Source organism: Actinomadura kijaniata, from assembly GCF_014138665.1.
Taxonomy (GTDB): domain Bacteria; phylum Actinomycetota; class Actinomycetes; order Streptosporangiales; family Streptosporangiaceae; genus Spirillospora; species Spirillospora kijaniata.
Genome location: NZ_JACJIA010000002.1, coordinates 438,461 through 452,180, shown reverse-complemented (window position 1 = coordinate 452,180; position 13,720 = coordinate 438,461). Strand labels below are relative to the sequence as shown.

General features: G+C 74.3%; 12 protein-coding genes and 1 pseudogene. 11 read left to right on the top strand and 2 right to left on the bottom strand.

Annotated features, from left to right (window positions below; translation table 11 throughout):
- Position 1: 1 nt before the first annotated feature.
- On the top strand, positions 2-847 hold the full coding sequence (locus HNR61_RS09315) for a matrixin family metalloprotease (RefSeq protein ID WP_182842714.1): 846 nt from the start codon (positions 2-4) through the stop codon (positions 845-847).
- A 95-nt stretch (positions 848-942) separates the two neighbouring features.
- On the opposite strand, the gene HNR61_RS09310 is transcribed toward HNR61_RS09315, so the two are convergent.
- On the bottom strand, positions 943-1,182 hold the full coding sequence (locus HNR61_RS09310; RefSeq protein ID WP_067831990.1) for a hypothetical protein: 240 nt from the start codon (positions 1,180-1,182) through the stop codon (positions 943-945).
- 473 nt (positions 1,183-1,655) lie between these two features.
- Between HNR61_RS09310 and HNR61_RS09305 the strand changes: the two genes are divergently transcribed.
- The 8 genes from HNR61_RS09305 to HNR61_RS09270 are packed head-to-tail and all read left to right on the top strand — an operon-like array spanning position 1,656 to position 11,321.
- Positions 1,656-3,125, top strand: coding sequence for an exopolysaccharide biosynthesis polyprenyl glycosylphosphotransferase (locus tag HNR61_RS09305; RefSeq protein ID WP_182842713.1), 1,470 nt, complete (start codon positions 1,656-1,658; stop codon positions 3,123-3,125).
- Positions 3,122-4,540: an O-antigen ligase family protein gene (locus HNR61_RS47485; protein WP_182842712.1), complete on the top strand. Its 1,419-nt coding sequence runs from the start codon at positions 3,122-3,124 to the stop codon at positions 4,538-4,540. Before HNR61_RS09305 ends, HNR61_RS47485 begins: the two co-directional genes overlap by 4 nt.
- A complete protein-coding gene (locus tag HNR61_RS09295) occupies positions 4,537-6,168 on the top strand; it encodes a lipid II flippase MurJ (protein ID WP_182842711.1) in 1,632 nt (543 codons plus the stop codon). The genes HNR61_RS47485 and HNR61_RS09295 overlap by 4 nt, the downstream gene beginning before the upstream one ends.
- Entirely contained in the window at positions 6,168-6,881 is a 714-nt protein-coding gene (locus HNR61_RS09290; protein ID WP_246442383.1) for a polysaccharide deacetylase family protein, read from the top strand. The genes HNR61_RS09295 and HNR61_RS09290 overlap by 1 nt, the downstream gene beginning before the upstream one ends.
- Entirely contained in the window at positions 6,878-8,014 is a 1,137-nt protein-coding gene (locus tag HNR61_RS09285; RefSeq protein WP_182842710.1) for a glycosyltransferase, read from the top strand. Before HNR61_RS09290 ends, HNR61_RS09285 begins: the two co-directional genes overlap by 4 nt.
- 10 nt (positions 8,015-8,024) lie before the next feature.
- The gene (locus HNR61_RS09280) at positions 8,025-8,729 is read left to right on the top strand and encodes a YveK family protein (protein ID WP_182842709.1); all 705 of its coding nucleotides are present in this window, start codon (positions 8,025-8,027) and stop codon (positions 8,727-8,729) included.
- Positions 8,726-9,856 (top strand): GNAT family N-acetyltransferase, encoded by a 1,131-nt coding sequence (locus HNR61_RS49095; RefSeq protein WP_182842708.1) that lies wholly within the window; start codon positions 8,726-8,728, stop codon positions 9,854-9,856. The genes HNR61_RS09280 and HNR61_RS49095 overlap by 4 nt, the downstream gene beginning before the upstream one ends.
- A complete protein-coding gene (locus HNR61_RS09270; protein WP_182842707.1) occupies positions 9,849-11,321 on the top strand; it encodes a glycosyltransferase family 4 protein in 1,473 nt (490 codons plus the stop codon). Before HNR61_RS49095 ends, HNR61_RS09270 begins: the two co-directional genes overlap by 8 nt.
- A 254-nt stretch (positions 11,322-11,575) precedes the next feature.
- Here the strand turns inward: HNR61_RS09270 and HNR61_RS49090 are convergent.
- Positions 11,576-11,785, bottom strand: a pseudogene (locus tag HNR61_RS49090) (glycosyl hydrolase); the annotation flags it as partial.
- On the opposite strand from HNR61_RS49090, the gene HNR61_RS47470 reads away from it, so the two are divergent.
- Positions 11,772-12,053: a hypothetical protein gene (locus HNR61_RS47470; RefSeq protein ID WP_182842706.1), complete on the top strand. Its 282-nt coding sequence runs from the start codon at positions 11,772-11,774 to the stop codon at positions 12,051-12,053. The pseudogene HNR61_RS49090 and the gene HNR61_RS47470 sit on opposite strands and share 14 nt — an antisense overlap.
- Before the next feature lie 385 nt (positions 12,054-12,438).
- On the top strand, positions 12,439-13,674 hold the full coding sequence (locus tag HNR61_RS09260; RefSeq protein WP_182842705.1) for a carboxylate--amine ligase: 1,236 nt from the start codon (positions 12,439-12,441) through the stop codon (positions 13,672-13,674).
- The last annotated feature ends 46 nt before the right edge of the window (positions 13,675-13,720 follow it).

The window sequence follows — 13,720 nt, the reverse complement described above, 5'->3', positions numbered from 1 at the left end:
TATGCGCGGAAAGGGAATCGACATCGGCGGCGGCGTCACCATGACCGTGCCGCGCGAGAACGGATGGGTCTCGGCACGCGTGATCGGCCTGCGGGACGCCGATGCCGTCCGGGCCGGTTACGACCCGTCGGAGGACGCCGTTCTGCTCGAAAGCGGGACGCCTCCGGAGGAGGAGTCGCCGGAACCCGGTGACCGGCTCGCCGAACGCGACGCGTGCAACGACTCGTCGTGGGCCTCCACCAAACTGTCCTGGCGCAGATCCAGCACCATCAGGTGGAAGTACTACTTCGACGGCCAGGGGGGACTGGACGAAGGCGACTTCGCGCGGGAAATCGTCCGGGGCGTCTCGAACGCGGTGAACGCCGTGACCGACTGCACGCCGGAGAAGAGGTTCACGCCCGCGCCCAACATCCGTGCGGAGTTTCTCGGCAAGTCGGACGCCCGCCCCAATATCGGCGCGAACGGCTCCTGCTCCCGCCGGGACGGGCAGAGCGTGATCGGTCTCGGGGAGATGCGGGGCGTCGAGCCGTGGGTGCTCGGCGTGTCCTGCGCCTGGCAGGTGTGGCGGCACACCGTCGAGGGCGACGTCCTCCTCCGGGCGAAGGGGAGGCCGTGGTGGCTCTCGGGGGTCAGCAAGGGCCGCTGCCCCGCCAACCACTACGACCTGGCGTCGGCGGCGACCCACGAGGCCCTGCACCTGCTCGGGCTCGGCCACACCGACGGGAAGGCGCACTCCGCGCTCACCATGGCGCCGGTGATCAAGGCGTGTGACACCGGCGCGTCGACCCTGGGCTGGGGGGACTACCTCGGTCTCCTGCGGCTGTACGGGCCGAAGAGGGAGGGCTGAGCCCGCCCGGCCCCACCGCGTGAGGGGGAAACGAAAGGGGAGAGCCGGTGGAACCGGCTCTCCCCTCCGAGTACGTGGACCGTACTCGCGACGTGTTAGTCGTCGATGGCCGAGCCGTTGGCGCAGTGGCCGTGCTCCTTGTTGGTGGCCAGGATGTTGTCGATCACAACGGCGATCACGCCGACGTTGACGTCGCGGCACGTCTGGACGCCGAGGATCTGAGAGTTGCTCTGGTACTCGTCGTTGTCGTCTCCGTGGGCCATCGCGGGAGTCGCGCTCATCAGCGCGCCGCCGACGACCAACGCCAGGAGGCCGGTACGGGCCAGACCCTTCATGGTTCTTCCTCTCCTTCTCTGCGGACAAGACGCAAATCACGCCTGTCGGCGCATGAATCATTTTCGCTGATGCAGCATTCCCGAAACGACCTCGGCCACGCCGTGATTGCGACTCTTGAAGATTTTTTTGGAATTGCAGTAACCCGGCCGCCCGGGGGTCGCCGAACTTCGCCTTCGGCAAGTTTGGGTGGATGTTGCCCTCCCTTACCGGGGGATGTGCATCATACCTTCCAAGGAAACGCGAGAAAGGTTTTCTACTTACCCAAAACTGACTCGTCGTTCGTTAAAAAGAATGAGCCGACCCCGGTCGGTCTGTCATGCTGGTGGACGTTAACCGCCTCGTTGATTTGGTGCGTTTTCCAGCATTGTCCAGATCAAGTCGAAACGGCGGGATGATTGCGAAGCGCCCGTGCAGCCGCCTGGCCACTCCACGTGGAGCGCTGCGGTTGTTCAACCGTGGGAAGGACACCGAAATGGCAGCCCAGGGATTGAGTGCGCCGACAATTCCGCAGGGAAGCGGCGGCTCGTCTCTTCCCGCCGACGGGGCGACGGGGGCTGTCCACGCCGACGACCTGCCGCCGACGCGGGCGCGGCGTGTTCGGGCGGTCCTGGTCGCGGGCCACGCCGCGGGCGGCGCGGGCGCCGACGCCGCGGCGGTCTTCGCGGCCTCGTGGCTGCTGACGCGCTCGGTGGCGCACGCGGGCCTGACGGCGTCCGCGGTGGTCGGCGTGCAGGCGCTCACCGGCCGGTACCGGGCGCGCCGGGCGCTGAGCCTGGTGGACACGGCGGTCCCCCTGGTGCGGAGGCTGTGCGCCCTGGTCGTGTTCGGCGCGCTCCTGACCGGCGCGCCGCTGGCGAGCACGTCGCAGGCGCCGGTCGCCTTCCTCGCCCTGGGCGTCTGCGCGGTGCTCGCGGTGAGCGGGCACGCCCTCCTGGTCGGTCTGGTCCGCTCCTACCGGCGCCGGCGGACTTACCAGCGCCGCGCCCTGCTGGTCGGCGGCGGCACGGCGACCGCGCACGTGGCCGGCGCGCTGCTCGAACACCCCGAGTTCGGGGTGACCCCCATCGGCCAGCTGGTCTTCGGCTCCACCCCGCCCGACCCCGTCCCGGGCTGCCCCCCGGTGCCGGTCCTCGGCGACGGGACGCGGTGCGTCCCCCTCGCCGCGGCGGCCGCCGCCGACGTCCTGGTGCTCGTCGCCGACGACATCCCCCACCAGCAGGCGCCCGAGGTCCTGGCCGCGGCCTCGCAGGGCTCCGTCGAGACCCTCCTGTTCCCGAGCCTCGGATCCCCGCTGCCCCCCGGCGACGGCCTCGACCACCTGGCCGGACTGCCCTGCCTGCCGCTCAACACCCTCCACCGCGCCCGCCACGTGCGGCGCGTCAAACGGGCCTTCGACCTGCTGGCCGCGCTCCTGCTCCTGGCGGTGCTGTGGCCGGTGATGGCGGTGTGCGCCGTGGCCGTGCGGGCCGAGGGCGGACCCGGGGTGCTCTTCCGGCAGCGGCGCCTCGGCGCCGGCGGCCGGGAGTTCGTCCTGCTGAAGTTCCGCACCCTCCAGCCCGACAGCGCCCACGAGTCCGACACCCGCTGGTCGGTCGAGGGCGACGTCCGCATGGGACCGGTCGGCCGGTTCCTGCGGGGCACCTCGCTGGACGAGCTGCCCCAGCTGTGGAACGTCATCCGCGGCGACATGAGCCTGGTCGGCCCCCGCCCCGAACGGCCCTACTTCGTCGAGCGGTTCAGCGCCTCCCACCCCGGCTACAGCCGGCGCCACCGCGTCCCGGTCGGCGTCACCGGATGGGCCCAGATCCACGGGCTGCGCGGCGACACCTCCATCGAGCAGCGGGCCCGCTTCGACAACTACTACATCGAGAACTGGAGCTTCGCCCGGGACCTGAAGGTCCTGGTCTGGACCGCGCTGGCCATGTGCGGGCGGCAGCGATGACCGCCCCCCACCTCACCGGGACCGGCCCCGGTCCCGGCACCCCCCGACCCGCCCCGCCCGCCCCGCCCGCTCCGGGCGCCGGGAGCGGCGGAGGCGGGACGGCCCCCCGCGCGAGCTGGCTGATCGCCGCCACGGTCCTGTGCGTCGCGATCCCTCCCGGCACGGCCAGCTCCGCGGACGGCGTGCAGGCCACCGTCAGCGACCTGGCCAGCGTCGGCCTGGTGGCGGTGGCCGCCGCGCTGGCGGTCACCGGCCGGACGCGGCCGTCCGGGACGGCGATGGCGCTGCTGGGGGCGGTCGCGTGCGCGGCCGCCCTGTCCACGGCCTGCTCGCCCCATCCGCTCGACAGCCTCCCCGGTTACCTGCGGGTGTTGCAGATCTTCGTCCTGGTGCCGCTGGCGGTGACGCTGCTGGTGCGCGACCGCCGGGACTTCGCCGTGACGGCCGCGGCGGTGGCGGTGGTGGGGGTCGGCGAGGCCGGCTACGGCATCTGGCAGGCGGCCACCGGGACCGGCGCCTCCTACGCGGGCCGCGACGTGCGGGCGGTGGGGACGTTCGGCGCCACCGACGTCATGGGGATGGCGACCGTCGCGGGGTTCGCGGCGTTCGTGGTGGTCGCGGTGGCCCTGCTCGCCCGGGGCGCCGCGCGCGTCGCGGCGTGGGCGGTCCTCGGCGTGCTCGCCGCCGGCCTACTGCTGTCGCTGAGCCGGGGCAGCTGGATCGCGGTGGGGATCGGCGTACTGACGATCATGGTCTGTGTCAGCCTGCGGCTGGCGCTGCGCACGGTTCTGCTGGTCACCGCCGCGCTGATCATCGTGGTCGGCGGGCTGGGGGTGGGCTCGGCGACGCTGGCCGAGCGCGCCCGGTCGGTGGTCGCCTCCGTCGACCAGCCCGACCAGTCGGTCAGCGACCGCTACGGGCTGTGGCAGTCCGCGGTGGCCATCTGGCAGGACCGTCCCCTGACCGGCGTGGGGGTGAAGAACTTCGCCGGGTACCGCGACGCCCACAGCTCCCTCGCGGTGTCGTTCGCCGGGGAGACCGCCGACCCGGTCCACGGCTACCAGCGGCAGCCCCTGCTGTCGCCGCACAACCAGTACCTGCTGGTCCTGGCCGAGCAGGGCGTCGTCGGCGTCACCGCCCTGCTGGGGCTGCTGGTGGGGCTGGCGAGCGCCCTCGGGGCGCGCCCCCGCCCGGACGACCCGCGCTGGCTGGTCGGCGCGGGCTTCACCGTCAGCATCATGGTGAACTTCCTCTACTCCGACCTGGGGGGACCCACCAGCGTCCTGTTCGCGGTCATGCTGGGACTGGCGGTGAACGCGGCCTTCCACACCTTCGCCCCGGACCGGACGCCCCGGCGCCCGCCCCGCCTCGCCCCCGCCGGCGGCCCCGGCCCGATCCCCCGCCCGCGCCGGTGAGCGTGACCGCCACCCGCCCCCGGGCCGGCAACTCCGCGGGCCGCGCCGCGCTGCTGTCGGCGGCGCTGATCGGCACGGGCACCGTGCTGGGGTTCGCCCGGGACCTGCTGATCGCCCACCGGTTCGGCGCCAGCAGCAGCACCGACGCCTTCCTCGTCGCCTGGAGCATCCCCGAGTCGGTGTCCCCGCTGCTGATCGAGGACGCGATGGCGCTGGCGATGGTCCCGGCCGTCACCCGCGCCCTGCAACAGCCGCACGGCGTGCGTCCCCTGGTGTCCCTCGTGCTGCCGAGGCTGGCCCTGGTGCTGTCCCTCGCGGCCGTCGCCGCCGTCGCCGCCGCGCCCCTCCTGGTCGACCTGCTGGCCCCCGGCATCGCGGCGCACGGTCCCGCCGTGACGTGCGTGCGGCTGACCGCGGTGACCATCCTCACCTTCGGGATCGCCGGGTTCATGAACGCCACCCTGCGGGCCCACCACTGCTTCGGCCCCCCGGCCGCCATCTACCTGGCCTACAACCTGGGGATCCTCGCCTCCATCACGCTCCTGGCCGACGGTCTGGGGATCGTCAGCGCCGCCGCCGGGGTCGCCGCGGGCGGCGTCCTCATGATCCTGGTGCAGGCACCGGCCTTCTACCGCCGCCTGCGCGCCAGGCCGCACCCGGACGAGGCCGCGCCCGACGCGACGGCCTCCGCGTCCCCCGACGCCCCCGCCGGCGCCCCCCGGCTCCAGCCCGGAACGCTGGCGACGGCCGCGCTCGTCCCCATCGTCGTCTACACCCTGACCAGGCAGGGGCAGGTGCTGGTCGAGCGGTTCTTCGCGTCCAGCCTGCCCGCCGGGGCGATCTCCCACCTCAACTACGCCCAGAAGATCGCGCAGGTGCCCATGGTCCTGTCGCTGCTGCTGGTGACGGTGACCTTCCCCCGCCTCGCGCGCGCCTCCGCCCACCGCGACACCGCGCAGATCCGCCACCGCGTCCAGACGGACCTGAAGGCCGTCAGCTGCGTGGTGCTGTGCGCCGTCGCCTTCCTGGTCGCGTTCGCCGAGCCCACGGTGCGGTTCCTGTTCCAGCACGGGCACTTCGACGCCGACGACACCGCCCGCACCGCCGACGTGCTGCGGATCTACGCGCTGGGGCTGTGGGGGCAGGCGGCGCTCGGCGTGCTGGCCCGGGTGTTCTTCGCCCAGGCCCGGCCGATGTGGTCGCCCGCCCTGGCCATGGCGGCGGGCCTCGGGCTGACCTGGACGGTCGCGGTCCTGCTGGCCGCCACGGCCGGGACCCCGGCGCTCGCCGCGGGCAACGCCGCGGGCATCACGCTGACCGCGCTGCTCCTGCTGCGCCAGGTCGGCAGGCGGGTGGTCCCGATCCCGCTCGGGCGGATCGGCGCCGACCTGGCCCGCGCGGCGCTGGCCGCGCTCGCCGCCGGGGCGCTGGCCGCCGCGGTCGCCGCCGTGCTGGCCCCCTCGGTGTTCCCCCTGGTGAAGCTCGCCGTCGGCGCCGTGGTGCTCGTGACGGCGTTCGGGCTGGTCCTGGCGGCCGGCGATCCGTCGAGCCGTTCGATGTTCGCTCGCTGCTGCCGTGCGGCGCTCCGCTTCCGCAAGGCGCGCGACTCCCAAGCGAGGAGAGTGTGATGACCGTCGGCATCGCCACCATGCCGTTCGTGCTGATGTACCACTCGGTCGACACCTACGAGCACGACCCGCATCTGATCACGGTGTCCCCCGACCGGTTCGACCGGCAGATGCGGTGGTTGCAGGCGCGCGGGCTGCGCGGGGTGAGCGTGCGGGAGCTCCTGGACGCCCAGGCCGCCGGGTCCGCCCGCGGACTGGTGGCGCTGACCTTCGACGACGGGTACGCCGACTTCGCCACCCGCGTCACGCCGCTCCTGGTGCGGTACGGCTTCACCGCGACGGTCTTCATGGTCGCCGGGCACGTCGCCGGGCGGAACGAGTGGGACGACGGGCCGCGCAAGCCCCTGATGGACCACCAGCAGCTGCGGGCCGTCGCCGACGTCGGCATGGAGGTCGCCTCCCACGGCCTGCGGCACCGCCGGCTGCCCGACCTCACCGAGAGCGAGCTGCACGAGGAGCTGCACGGCAGCCGCGACGCCCTGGAACGGATGGTCGACCGGCCGGTGCGCGGCTTCGCCTACCCCTACGGCGTCCTGACCGCGCGCGAGGCGGAGGCCGTCGAGAAGGCCGGCTACGACTACGGATGCGCGATCTGGGACGAGCACCCGTGCCGCCACGCGCTGGCGCGGACCTACGTCGGGGAACGCGACCACCGCCTGCGGCTGACCGCCAAGGCGCTGCGGCACCGGCTGCGCTGGAGGACGCGGATATGACACCGCGCGTGCTGCACGTCATCACCGGCCTGGGGCACGGCGGGGCCGAGCGCCAGCTCCTCGCGCTGCTGCGCCGCCTGCCGGTGCCGTGCGAGGTCGCCGTGCTGACCGGCCCCTACACCCTGGCCGACCCCATCGAGTCCCTCGGGATCCCGGTGCACCGGCTCGCCATGCGCGGCAACCGCGACCTGACCGCGCTGCCGGCGCTGGTCCGCCTGATCCGCCAGGGGCGGTTCGACATCGTCCACACCCATCTGTACCGGGCCGGCGTTTTCGGGCGGCTGGCGGCGCGGCTGGCCGGGGTGCGCGGCGTCGTCGCCACCGAGCACTCGCTGGGCGAGGGGCATCTCGAAGGACGCGCCACCGGCCCCGCCGTGCGGCTGCTGTACCGGGCCGGCGAACGCCTGGGGCAGGTCACGGTGGCGGTCTCCCCCACCGTGGCGGAGCGCCTCGACGACTGGGGCGTTCCCCCCGCGCGCGTGGTGACCATCCCCAACGGCATCGACGCGGACGCGTTCCGCTTCGACCCGCTGCTGCGCGCGCGCACCCGCCGCCGCTGGGGGCTGGACGAGCACGACTTCGTCGTGGGCACCGTGGGCCGCCTGGTGCCGACCAAACGCACCGAGGTGCTCATCGCCGCCCTGGAGCACACCGCCGCGGCCAGGCTGGTCGTCGTGGGCGACGGCCCCCGGCGGCGGGAGCTGGAGCGCCTGGCCGCGCGGTCGCCGGCGGCCTCCCGCGTCCTGTTCGCGGGCGGCACCGACGACGTCCCCGGGGCGCTGGCGGCGCTGGACGTCTTCGCCGCCCCCTCGGTGCAGGAGACCTTCGGGCTCAGCGTCCTGGAGGCGCTGGCCAGCGGCCTTCCCGTGCTCTACACCGCCTGCCCCGCGCTCCAGGACCTGCCCGCCGACCACGCCGCCGGCGCCCACCGGGTGCCCAGCGGCCCCGACGCCTACGGGGAGGCCATCGGGCGGCTCGCCCGCCGCCCGCCGGGGCGCCTGGCGCCGCCCGCCGCGGTCGACCGCTACTCCATCGACGCCGTCGCCGACCGGATGACCCGTCTGTACCGCGCGATCGCCGCTCCGTCCACGGCCGCAGCGCCCCGGGCGTCGTCGCCGCGTCCCACACGTTGAAAGGTCACTCATGCAGCTTCTCAGGCACTGCCTCCGGGCCCTCCGACGGTTCCTCGGCCGGGACGTCGGCCGCATGGTGGGGATCGTGCTCGCCGGTCTGCTGGCGGGGGCGGCCTACGGCCTGCTCAAGCCCCCCACCTACACCGCCACGGCCCATGTCGTCGTGGTGGCGGAGAGCGAGGACGGCGGAGCGACGGCGGTGAACTTCGCCCAGGCCTACGGGCGGGTGGCCGCCCTGCCCTCGACCCTGGCCTGGGCGAGCCCGCTCCCGCGCGGGACGACCACCGACCAGATCCGGTCCGGCATCCAGGTGTCCACCTCTCCCGACGTCCCCCTGGTCCAGATCAGCGGCTCGGCGGACACGGCCAGCGAGGCCGTCACGCTGGCCAACGCCGCCGCCGACGCGCTGGTGCGGTACGGAGGCGCGCACCGGCACGACACCGGCGTGCGGGTGGCGACGATGAGCCAGGCCATCGCCCCGACGGAGCCGTCCTCCCCGAGCGTTCCGGTGACCGTCGCCGTCGGCGGCGCCTCCGGCGTCCTGCTGGCGGGGATGGCGCAGATCGCGATCCGCCAGCGCGCCCGCGTGACCGGTTCCGCCGGGCGCGCGTCCTCCGGTGACCGCGCCGTCCCGTCCCCCGCCACCGGCGGCCCCCTCCCGGCCTCCGTCGACGGGTCCGGCGCCGACGCGGAACCCGCCGAGGTGAGGCGATGAGCACCGGCCTCCGGCACACGCCCCCCGTCACCTGGACGACGCAGGTCCGCAGCGACGACGAGGCGCTCCCGCAGATCGAGGAGCGGTGGCGCGACCTCTACGGCCGCAGCGCGACCGCCACCCCCTTCCAGTCCTTCGGCTGGGTGACGGCGTGGTGGCGCCACTACGGGCGGCCGGGCCACCTCCGCCTGGTCCTGGTGTGGCGGGACGACGAGCTGGTGGCGGCCGCGCCGCTGGCGGCCTCGTCGAACTGGCGCCGCCCGGTCTGGAGACCGCTGTCGGCGGGCCAGAGCGACTTCACCGACGTGCTGGTGGACGACCGCTACGCCGACGAGGCCGTCGACCACCTGGTCCGGGCGCTGCTGGACCGGCCCGGATGGCACGCCCTCGACTTCCCCGAGGTCCCGCCGGGGGCCGCGGTCGACCTGCTGGCCCGGCGCTGGCCCCGCGACGTGCGCCGCATGCCCTCCTCGGTCTGCCTGCACCTGCCCGCCGGCGACACGGACGCCTTCCTGGCGCGGTTCCGCGGCCGCCCCGCGGGCAAGCTGCGGACCCGGCTGCGCCGGATCGACTCCCACCGGCTGGACGTCACACGGGTGCCGCCGGACGCCGCCGCCGAGGCCGTCGGCGACCTGCTGGAGCTGCACCTGGGCCAGTGGCGGGGGCGGGGCGTCAACCCCGAGCACACCCGCGCCCGCTTCCGGGACATGCTGGCCGAGGCGTCCACGGCGATGATCCGCGACGGGCAGGCCGCGATCGTGCGGTACCGGCGCGGCGAGGAGCTGGTGGCCAGCGACCTGCTGCTGATCGGGCGCGACTTCGTCGGGGCCTACCTGTACGGCAGCGACCCGGCCCTGCGCTCGGGCATGGACGTGTCGCTGATGCTGCTGCGGTACGACCTGCAACTGGCGCACGACCTGGGCGTGCCGCGGCTGAGCCTCCTGCGCGGGCAGGAGGAGTACAAGTGGAAGTGGCAGCCGACCCCCACCCGCAACCACCGGGTGATCCTGTGCCGGTCGGCGGTCGGCGGGCTCTACGCCGCCGGCGCCCACGGGCACGCCCGGCTGCGCGCGTTCAAGCAGCGGCGCGTCGTCGCCGCCAACGGCGGGGGAGCCGCGGATGCCTGAACGGCCGCCGGACCTCGCGGTCCTGCACGTCAGCCAGCCCGACCACGGCGGGGTGGCCGCCTACGTCGCCCAGGCCGCCCACGACCAGGCGCGCCGCGGATGGCGGGTGGCGGTGGCCTGCCCGCCGGACGGCCCGCTGGCCGCCCGGCTGCGCGAGCTGGAGGTGGCGTCGTTCCCCTGGCCCGCGCGCCGGTCCCCGGGGCCGCACCTGCTCGGGGAGGCGTGGCGGCTGCGCCGGATCATCGACCGCTTCGATCCGCGCGTGGTCCATCTGCACTCCGCCAAGGCCGGGCTGGCCGGGCGGCTGCCGGGGGTGGCCGCCGGGCGCGGCGTCGTCTTCCAGCCGCACGGCTGGTCGTGGCTGGCCGCCACCGGGGCGCAGCGGTCGCTGAGCCGGTGGTGGGAGCGCCGGTCCGCCGCGCGCGCCGACACGGTGGTCTGCGTGGGGAGCGGCGAGCTCCAGGAGGGGCGCCGCGCCGGGATCCACGGCACGTTCCACCTCGTGCGCAACGGCGTGGACCTCGGCAGGTTCCGGCCGTGCCCGCCCGAGGGGCGCCGCGAGGCCCGCGCCGCCCTGGGCCTGCCCCCCGACGCGCGGCTGGCGGTCTGCGTGGGCCGGCTCACCCGGCAGAAGGGCCAGGACGTGCTGCTGCGGGCGTGGCCCGCGGTCCGGGCCCGCTGCCCCCGGGCGTGGCTGGCCCTGGTCGGCGACGGCGACGCCCACGATCAGCTGCGTTCGCAGGCCGGTCCGGGCGTGCTGTTCGCGCCCGGGGTCTCCGACCCCCGCCGGTGGCTGGCGGCGTCCGACGTGGTGGTGCTGCCCTCCCGCTGGGAGGGGCTGCCGCTGGTGGCGCTGGAGGCGATGGCGGTCGGGAGGAGCGTGGTGGCCTCGGCGATCCCGGGGCTGGTCGAGGCGGTGCCGTCCGGCGCCGGCGCGCTCGTCCCGGTGGCGGACCCGGCCGGGCTGGCCGGGGCGGTGGCGGCGAGGCTGGCGGACCCGGGGCTCGCCGACGCCGAGGGCGCCGCCGCCGCGGAGGCGTCGGGCGCGTTCGACGTCGAGGCGACGCTGTCGCTGCTGGCCGAGGTGACCAGGAGCGTGGCCGGCGGCGTCGGGGAGGGCGCCGCGGACGGCGCCGGAGTGGCGGGGCTCTCGGCGGGATGCCCCGTCGGGGCGCCGACCGGGGTCGGCGCCGGGGCGGGCTCCGCGGAGGGCGGGGCGCCCGCGGCGGAGGCCGCCGGGGTCTCGGCCGGGGGAGGCGGCGTGTCCGGTGGCGTCGCCGGCGCGGGCGTCCCGGGATCCGGCCTGGGCTCGGGGGACGGGACCGGCGAGGGGGCGAGCTGGGAGGGAGAGGGCTGCGAGGGCGGGACGGGCGGTGCGGCGGTGCCGCTCGCGCAGCCCGCCGCGGTCGCCGGAGGGGACGAGGGCGTCCCCGGGAACCCCCTGCCGCCGAACAGCCTGCGGTAGGCGTCGGTGGACGCGGGGTTGCGCGAGCAGCTCCACACGCCGTGCGGGCAGTAGTCGGTAATGGTTTGGTAGACCACGTTGTGGGAAGTGATCCACGAATGCATGCCCTCGATGTAAGCGGGATTGTCGCCGTTGTGGAACAGGCCCCACTCGGGGAATGAGAGGGGTTTGTTCCGGGCGGCGGCGAATTCGGCGTGGTATTTCAGGCCATAGGGCTCGTTGATGTAGTAGTGGAAGTCGCGACCCGCGGGCTGGTCATATGCGTCGGAACCGATGATGTCCACCACGTCGTCGCCCGGATAGCAGGCGTCCCAGGGGATGGCGTCGATCCCGCGCGTCGCCGCGAAATCGAAACGGAACCGCGCCCCCGGGACCGAGCGCATGGCCTGCACGATGCGCCTCCAGTACGCCTTCCACGCCTCGGGGTCCGGCCGGCACCGGCTGGTGTAGGTGGCGCCGTTCATCTCCCAGCCCAGCACGATGATCGTGTCGCCGATGCCCTCCTGCACCAGCCGCGCCGACAGCCGCTGGAAGTGGGAGTCGAAGCCGCCCGCGGCGCCGGCGCGCAGCAGCGAGGCCACCTGGTGGTCGGGCTGGCCGTCCTCGTTGGCCGCGAGCATGGGCACGTTCAGCACCAGCAGCCGGTCCGGGTCGGCCCTCCGCCACCGCGCCCAGGGCTCCAGGATGTACGCCGGCCCCTCGATGCCCGACCAGTCCTCGCCGGGCAGGTAGGTGTGCCCCACCCGCACCGGTGAGTCCAGCCAGCGCTGGAACGCGTCGATGCGCCGCACGCCCTCGCTCCCGGAACCGAGGAATGCCCCCAGGGGAACCATTTCTCGATTTTCCTGAAAGCGATAAGAAAAGGCGCTGGCCGTGATCAGACAGGTCGCTATCATAGCGCCTGCGCAGGCTGTTCTCGCTGCTCGGCGACAGGCCGCATGCCTTAGCCCGGCGAGAAACCGCCGAACGGTGCAGTGGATATCGCCGGTCCCCATGTATAGGGTGTTCCCGCGTCCGTGACCGGCGAACATGATCTACACAACAACCTCGAAGATCTTCTTTTCTCATAACTGATCCAAGGTTTGTTCAAACCCGAGTGAAGGTGGTTGGGCGTTCTGTGGCTTCCCGTCGTTCCGCGCAGCTAGAACTCGACGTCGACCTTCCGGTGCTGATCCTGCGCACACGGCGTTATCCCCTGCACCACGGGACGCTGGGAGCGGCGCGCTCCCTCGGCCGCGCCGGCGTCGAGGTCCACGCCCTGCTGGAGACGCGCGCCAACCCCACCGCGTGGTCCCGCCACCTCCACCGGGGGCAGCCCTGGTGCGTGGAGTCCGACGCCCCCGGGAAGCTCCTGGCGCACCTGCGGTCCGTCGCCCGCGACATCGGCCGGCGCGCGATGCTGGTGACGGTCGACGACGCCAGCGCGCTGTTCGCCGCCGCCCACGCCCCCCTGCTCCAGGACGACTTCGTCCTCCCCGCCCCGCCGCCCGACCTCCCCCGCCGGGTCGCCGACAAGGCGGAGCTGACCGACCTGTGCCGCCGCCACGACATCGCCCACCCGCCGAGCCGCGTCGCGGGCGACCTCCGCGAGATCGACGAGGCCATCGACCGGCTCGGGCTGCCCCTCATCGCCAAGTGGGCGCGCCCGTGGCAGCTCCCCGTCGGCTGCCCCAGCACCCTGGTCGTCGGCGACCGCTCCCAGGCGCTGCGGCTGGGCGGGGAGAACGGGACCGCCGCCCTGACGCTCGCGGGACCCGTCGTGCTGCAACGGATCGTCGGCGGCGACGGCGACGACTGGTTCTACCAGGGGTACTTCGACGAGTCCTCGACCTGCCTGTTCGGCGGCGCCGGGCGCAAGCTGCTCGCGCGCCCCGCCAAGAACGGCCACACCGTCGTCGGGCAGTGGGTCGCCAACCCCGAGCTCGAAGAGCACGCGTGCGCGCTGGTCAAGCAGCTGGGCTACCGCGGCGTCGTCGACCTGGACTTCCGCTACGACCGGGACACCCGGACCTACCACCTGGTGGACTTCAACCCCCGGCTGGGCGCCCAGTTCCGGCTGTTCCACGACCTCCAGGGGCTGGACATCGCGCGCGTCCAGCACCTCCACCTGTCCGGACGGCCCGTGCCGCCGATCCGGCCCGCCTACGGGCGCACCCTGCTGGTCGAGAACCACTACCTGCAGAACGCCGTCGTCCGCCCGGTCCGCTGCGCCACCCTTCCCGGCCGGTTGCGGCAGGCCGACGAGCTCGCCTGGCTGGCCGCCGACGATCTGATGCCGCTGTTGCCCTTGGCCTGGCAAAACATCGTCGCGGCCACCTCCAAACTGGGGCGCCGGGTTCGCCGTCCCCGATAGGACAGAGCCGACAGGCGTCCGCGCCACCGGAAAATCGCCCGGCAAC

Coding starts and splice junctions, on each gene's coding strand:
- HNR61_RS09270 (WP_182842707.1), top strand. CDS start 9,849: ATGCCTGAACGGCCGCCGGACCTCGCGGTCCTGCACGTCAGCCAGCCC.
- HNR61_RS09310 (WP_067831990.1), bottom strand. CDS start 1,182: ATGAAGGGTCTGGCCCGTACCGGCCTCCTGGCGTTGGTCGTCGGCGGC.
- HNR61_RS09290 (WP_246442383.1), top strand. CDS start 6,168: ATGACCGTCGGCATCGCCACCATGCCGTTCGTGCTGATGTACCACTCG.
- HNR61_RS49095 (WP_182842708.1), top strand. CDS start 8,726: ATGAGCACCGGCCTCCGGCACACGCCCCCCGTCACCTGGACGACGCAG.
- HNR61_RS47485 (WP_182842712.1), top strand. CDS start 3,122: ATGACCGCCCCCCACCTCACCGGGACCGGCCCCGGTCCCGGCACCCCC.
- HNR61_RS09315 (WP_182842714.1), top strand. CDS start 2: ATGCGCGGAAAGGGAATCGACATCGGCGGCGGCGTCACCATGACCGTG.
- HNR61_RS09305 (WP_182842713.1), top strand. CDS start 1,656: ATGGCAGCCCAGGGATTGAGTGCGCCGACAATTCCGCAGGGAAGCGGC.
- HNR61_RS09280 (WP_182842709.1), top strand. CDS start 8,025: ATGCAGCTTCTCAGGCACTGCCTCCGGGCCCTCCGACGGTTCCTCGGC.
- HNR61_RS09285 (WP_182842710.1), top strand. CDS start 6,878: ATGACACCGCGCGTGCTGCACGTCATCACCGGCCTGGGGCACGGCGGG.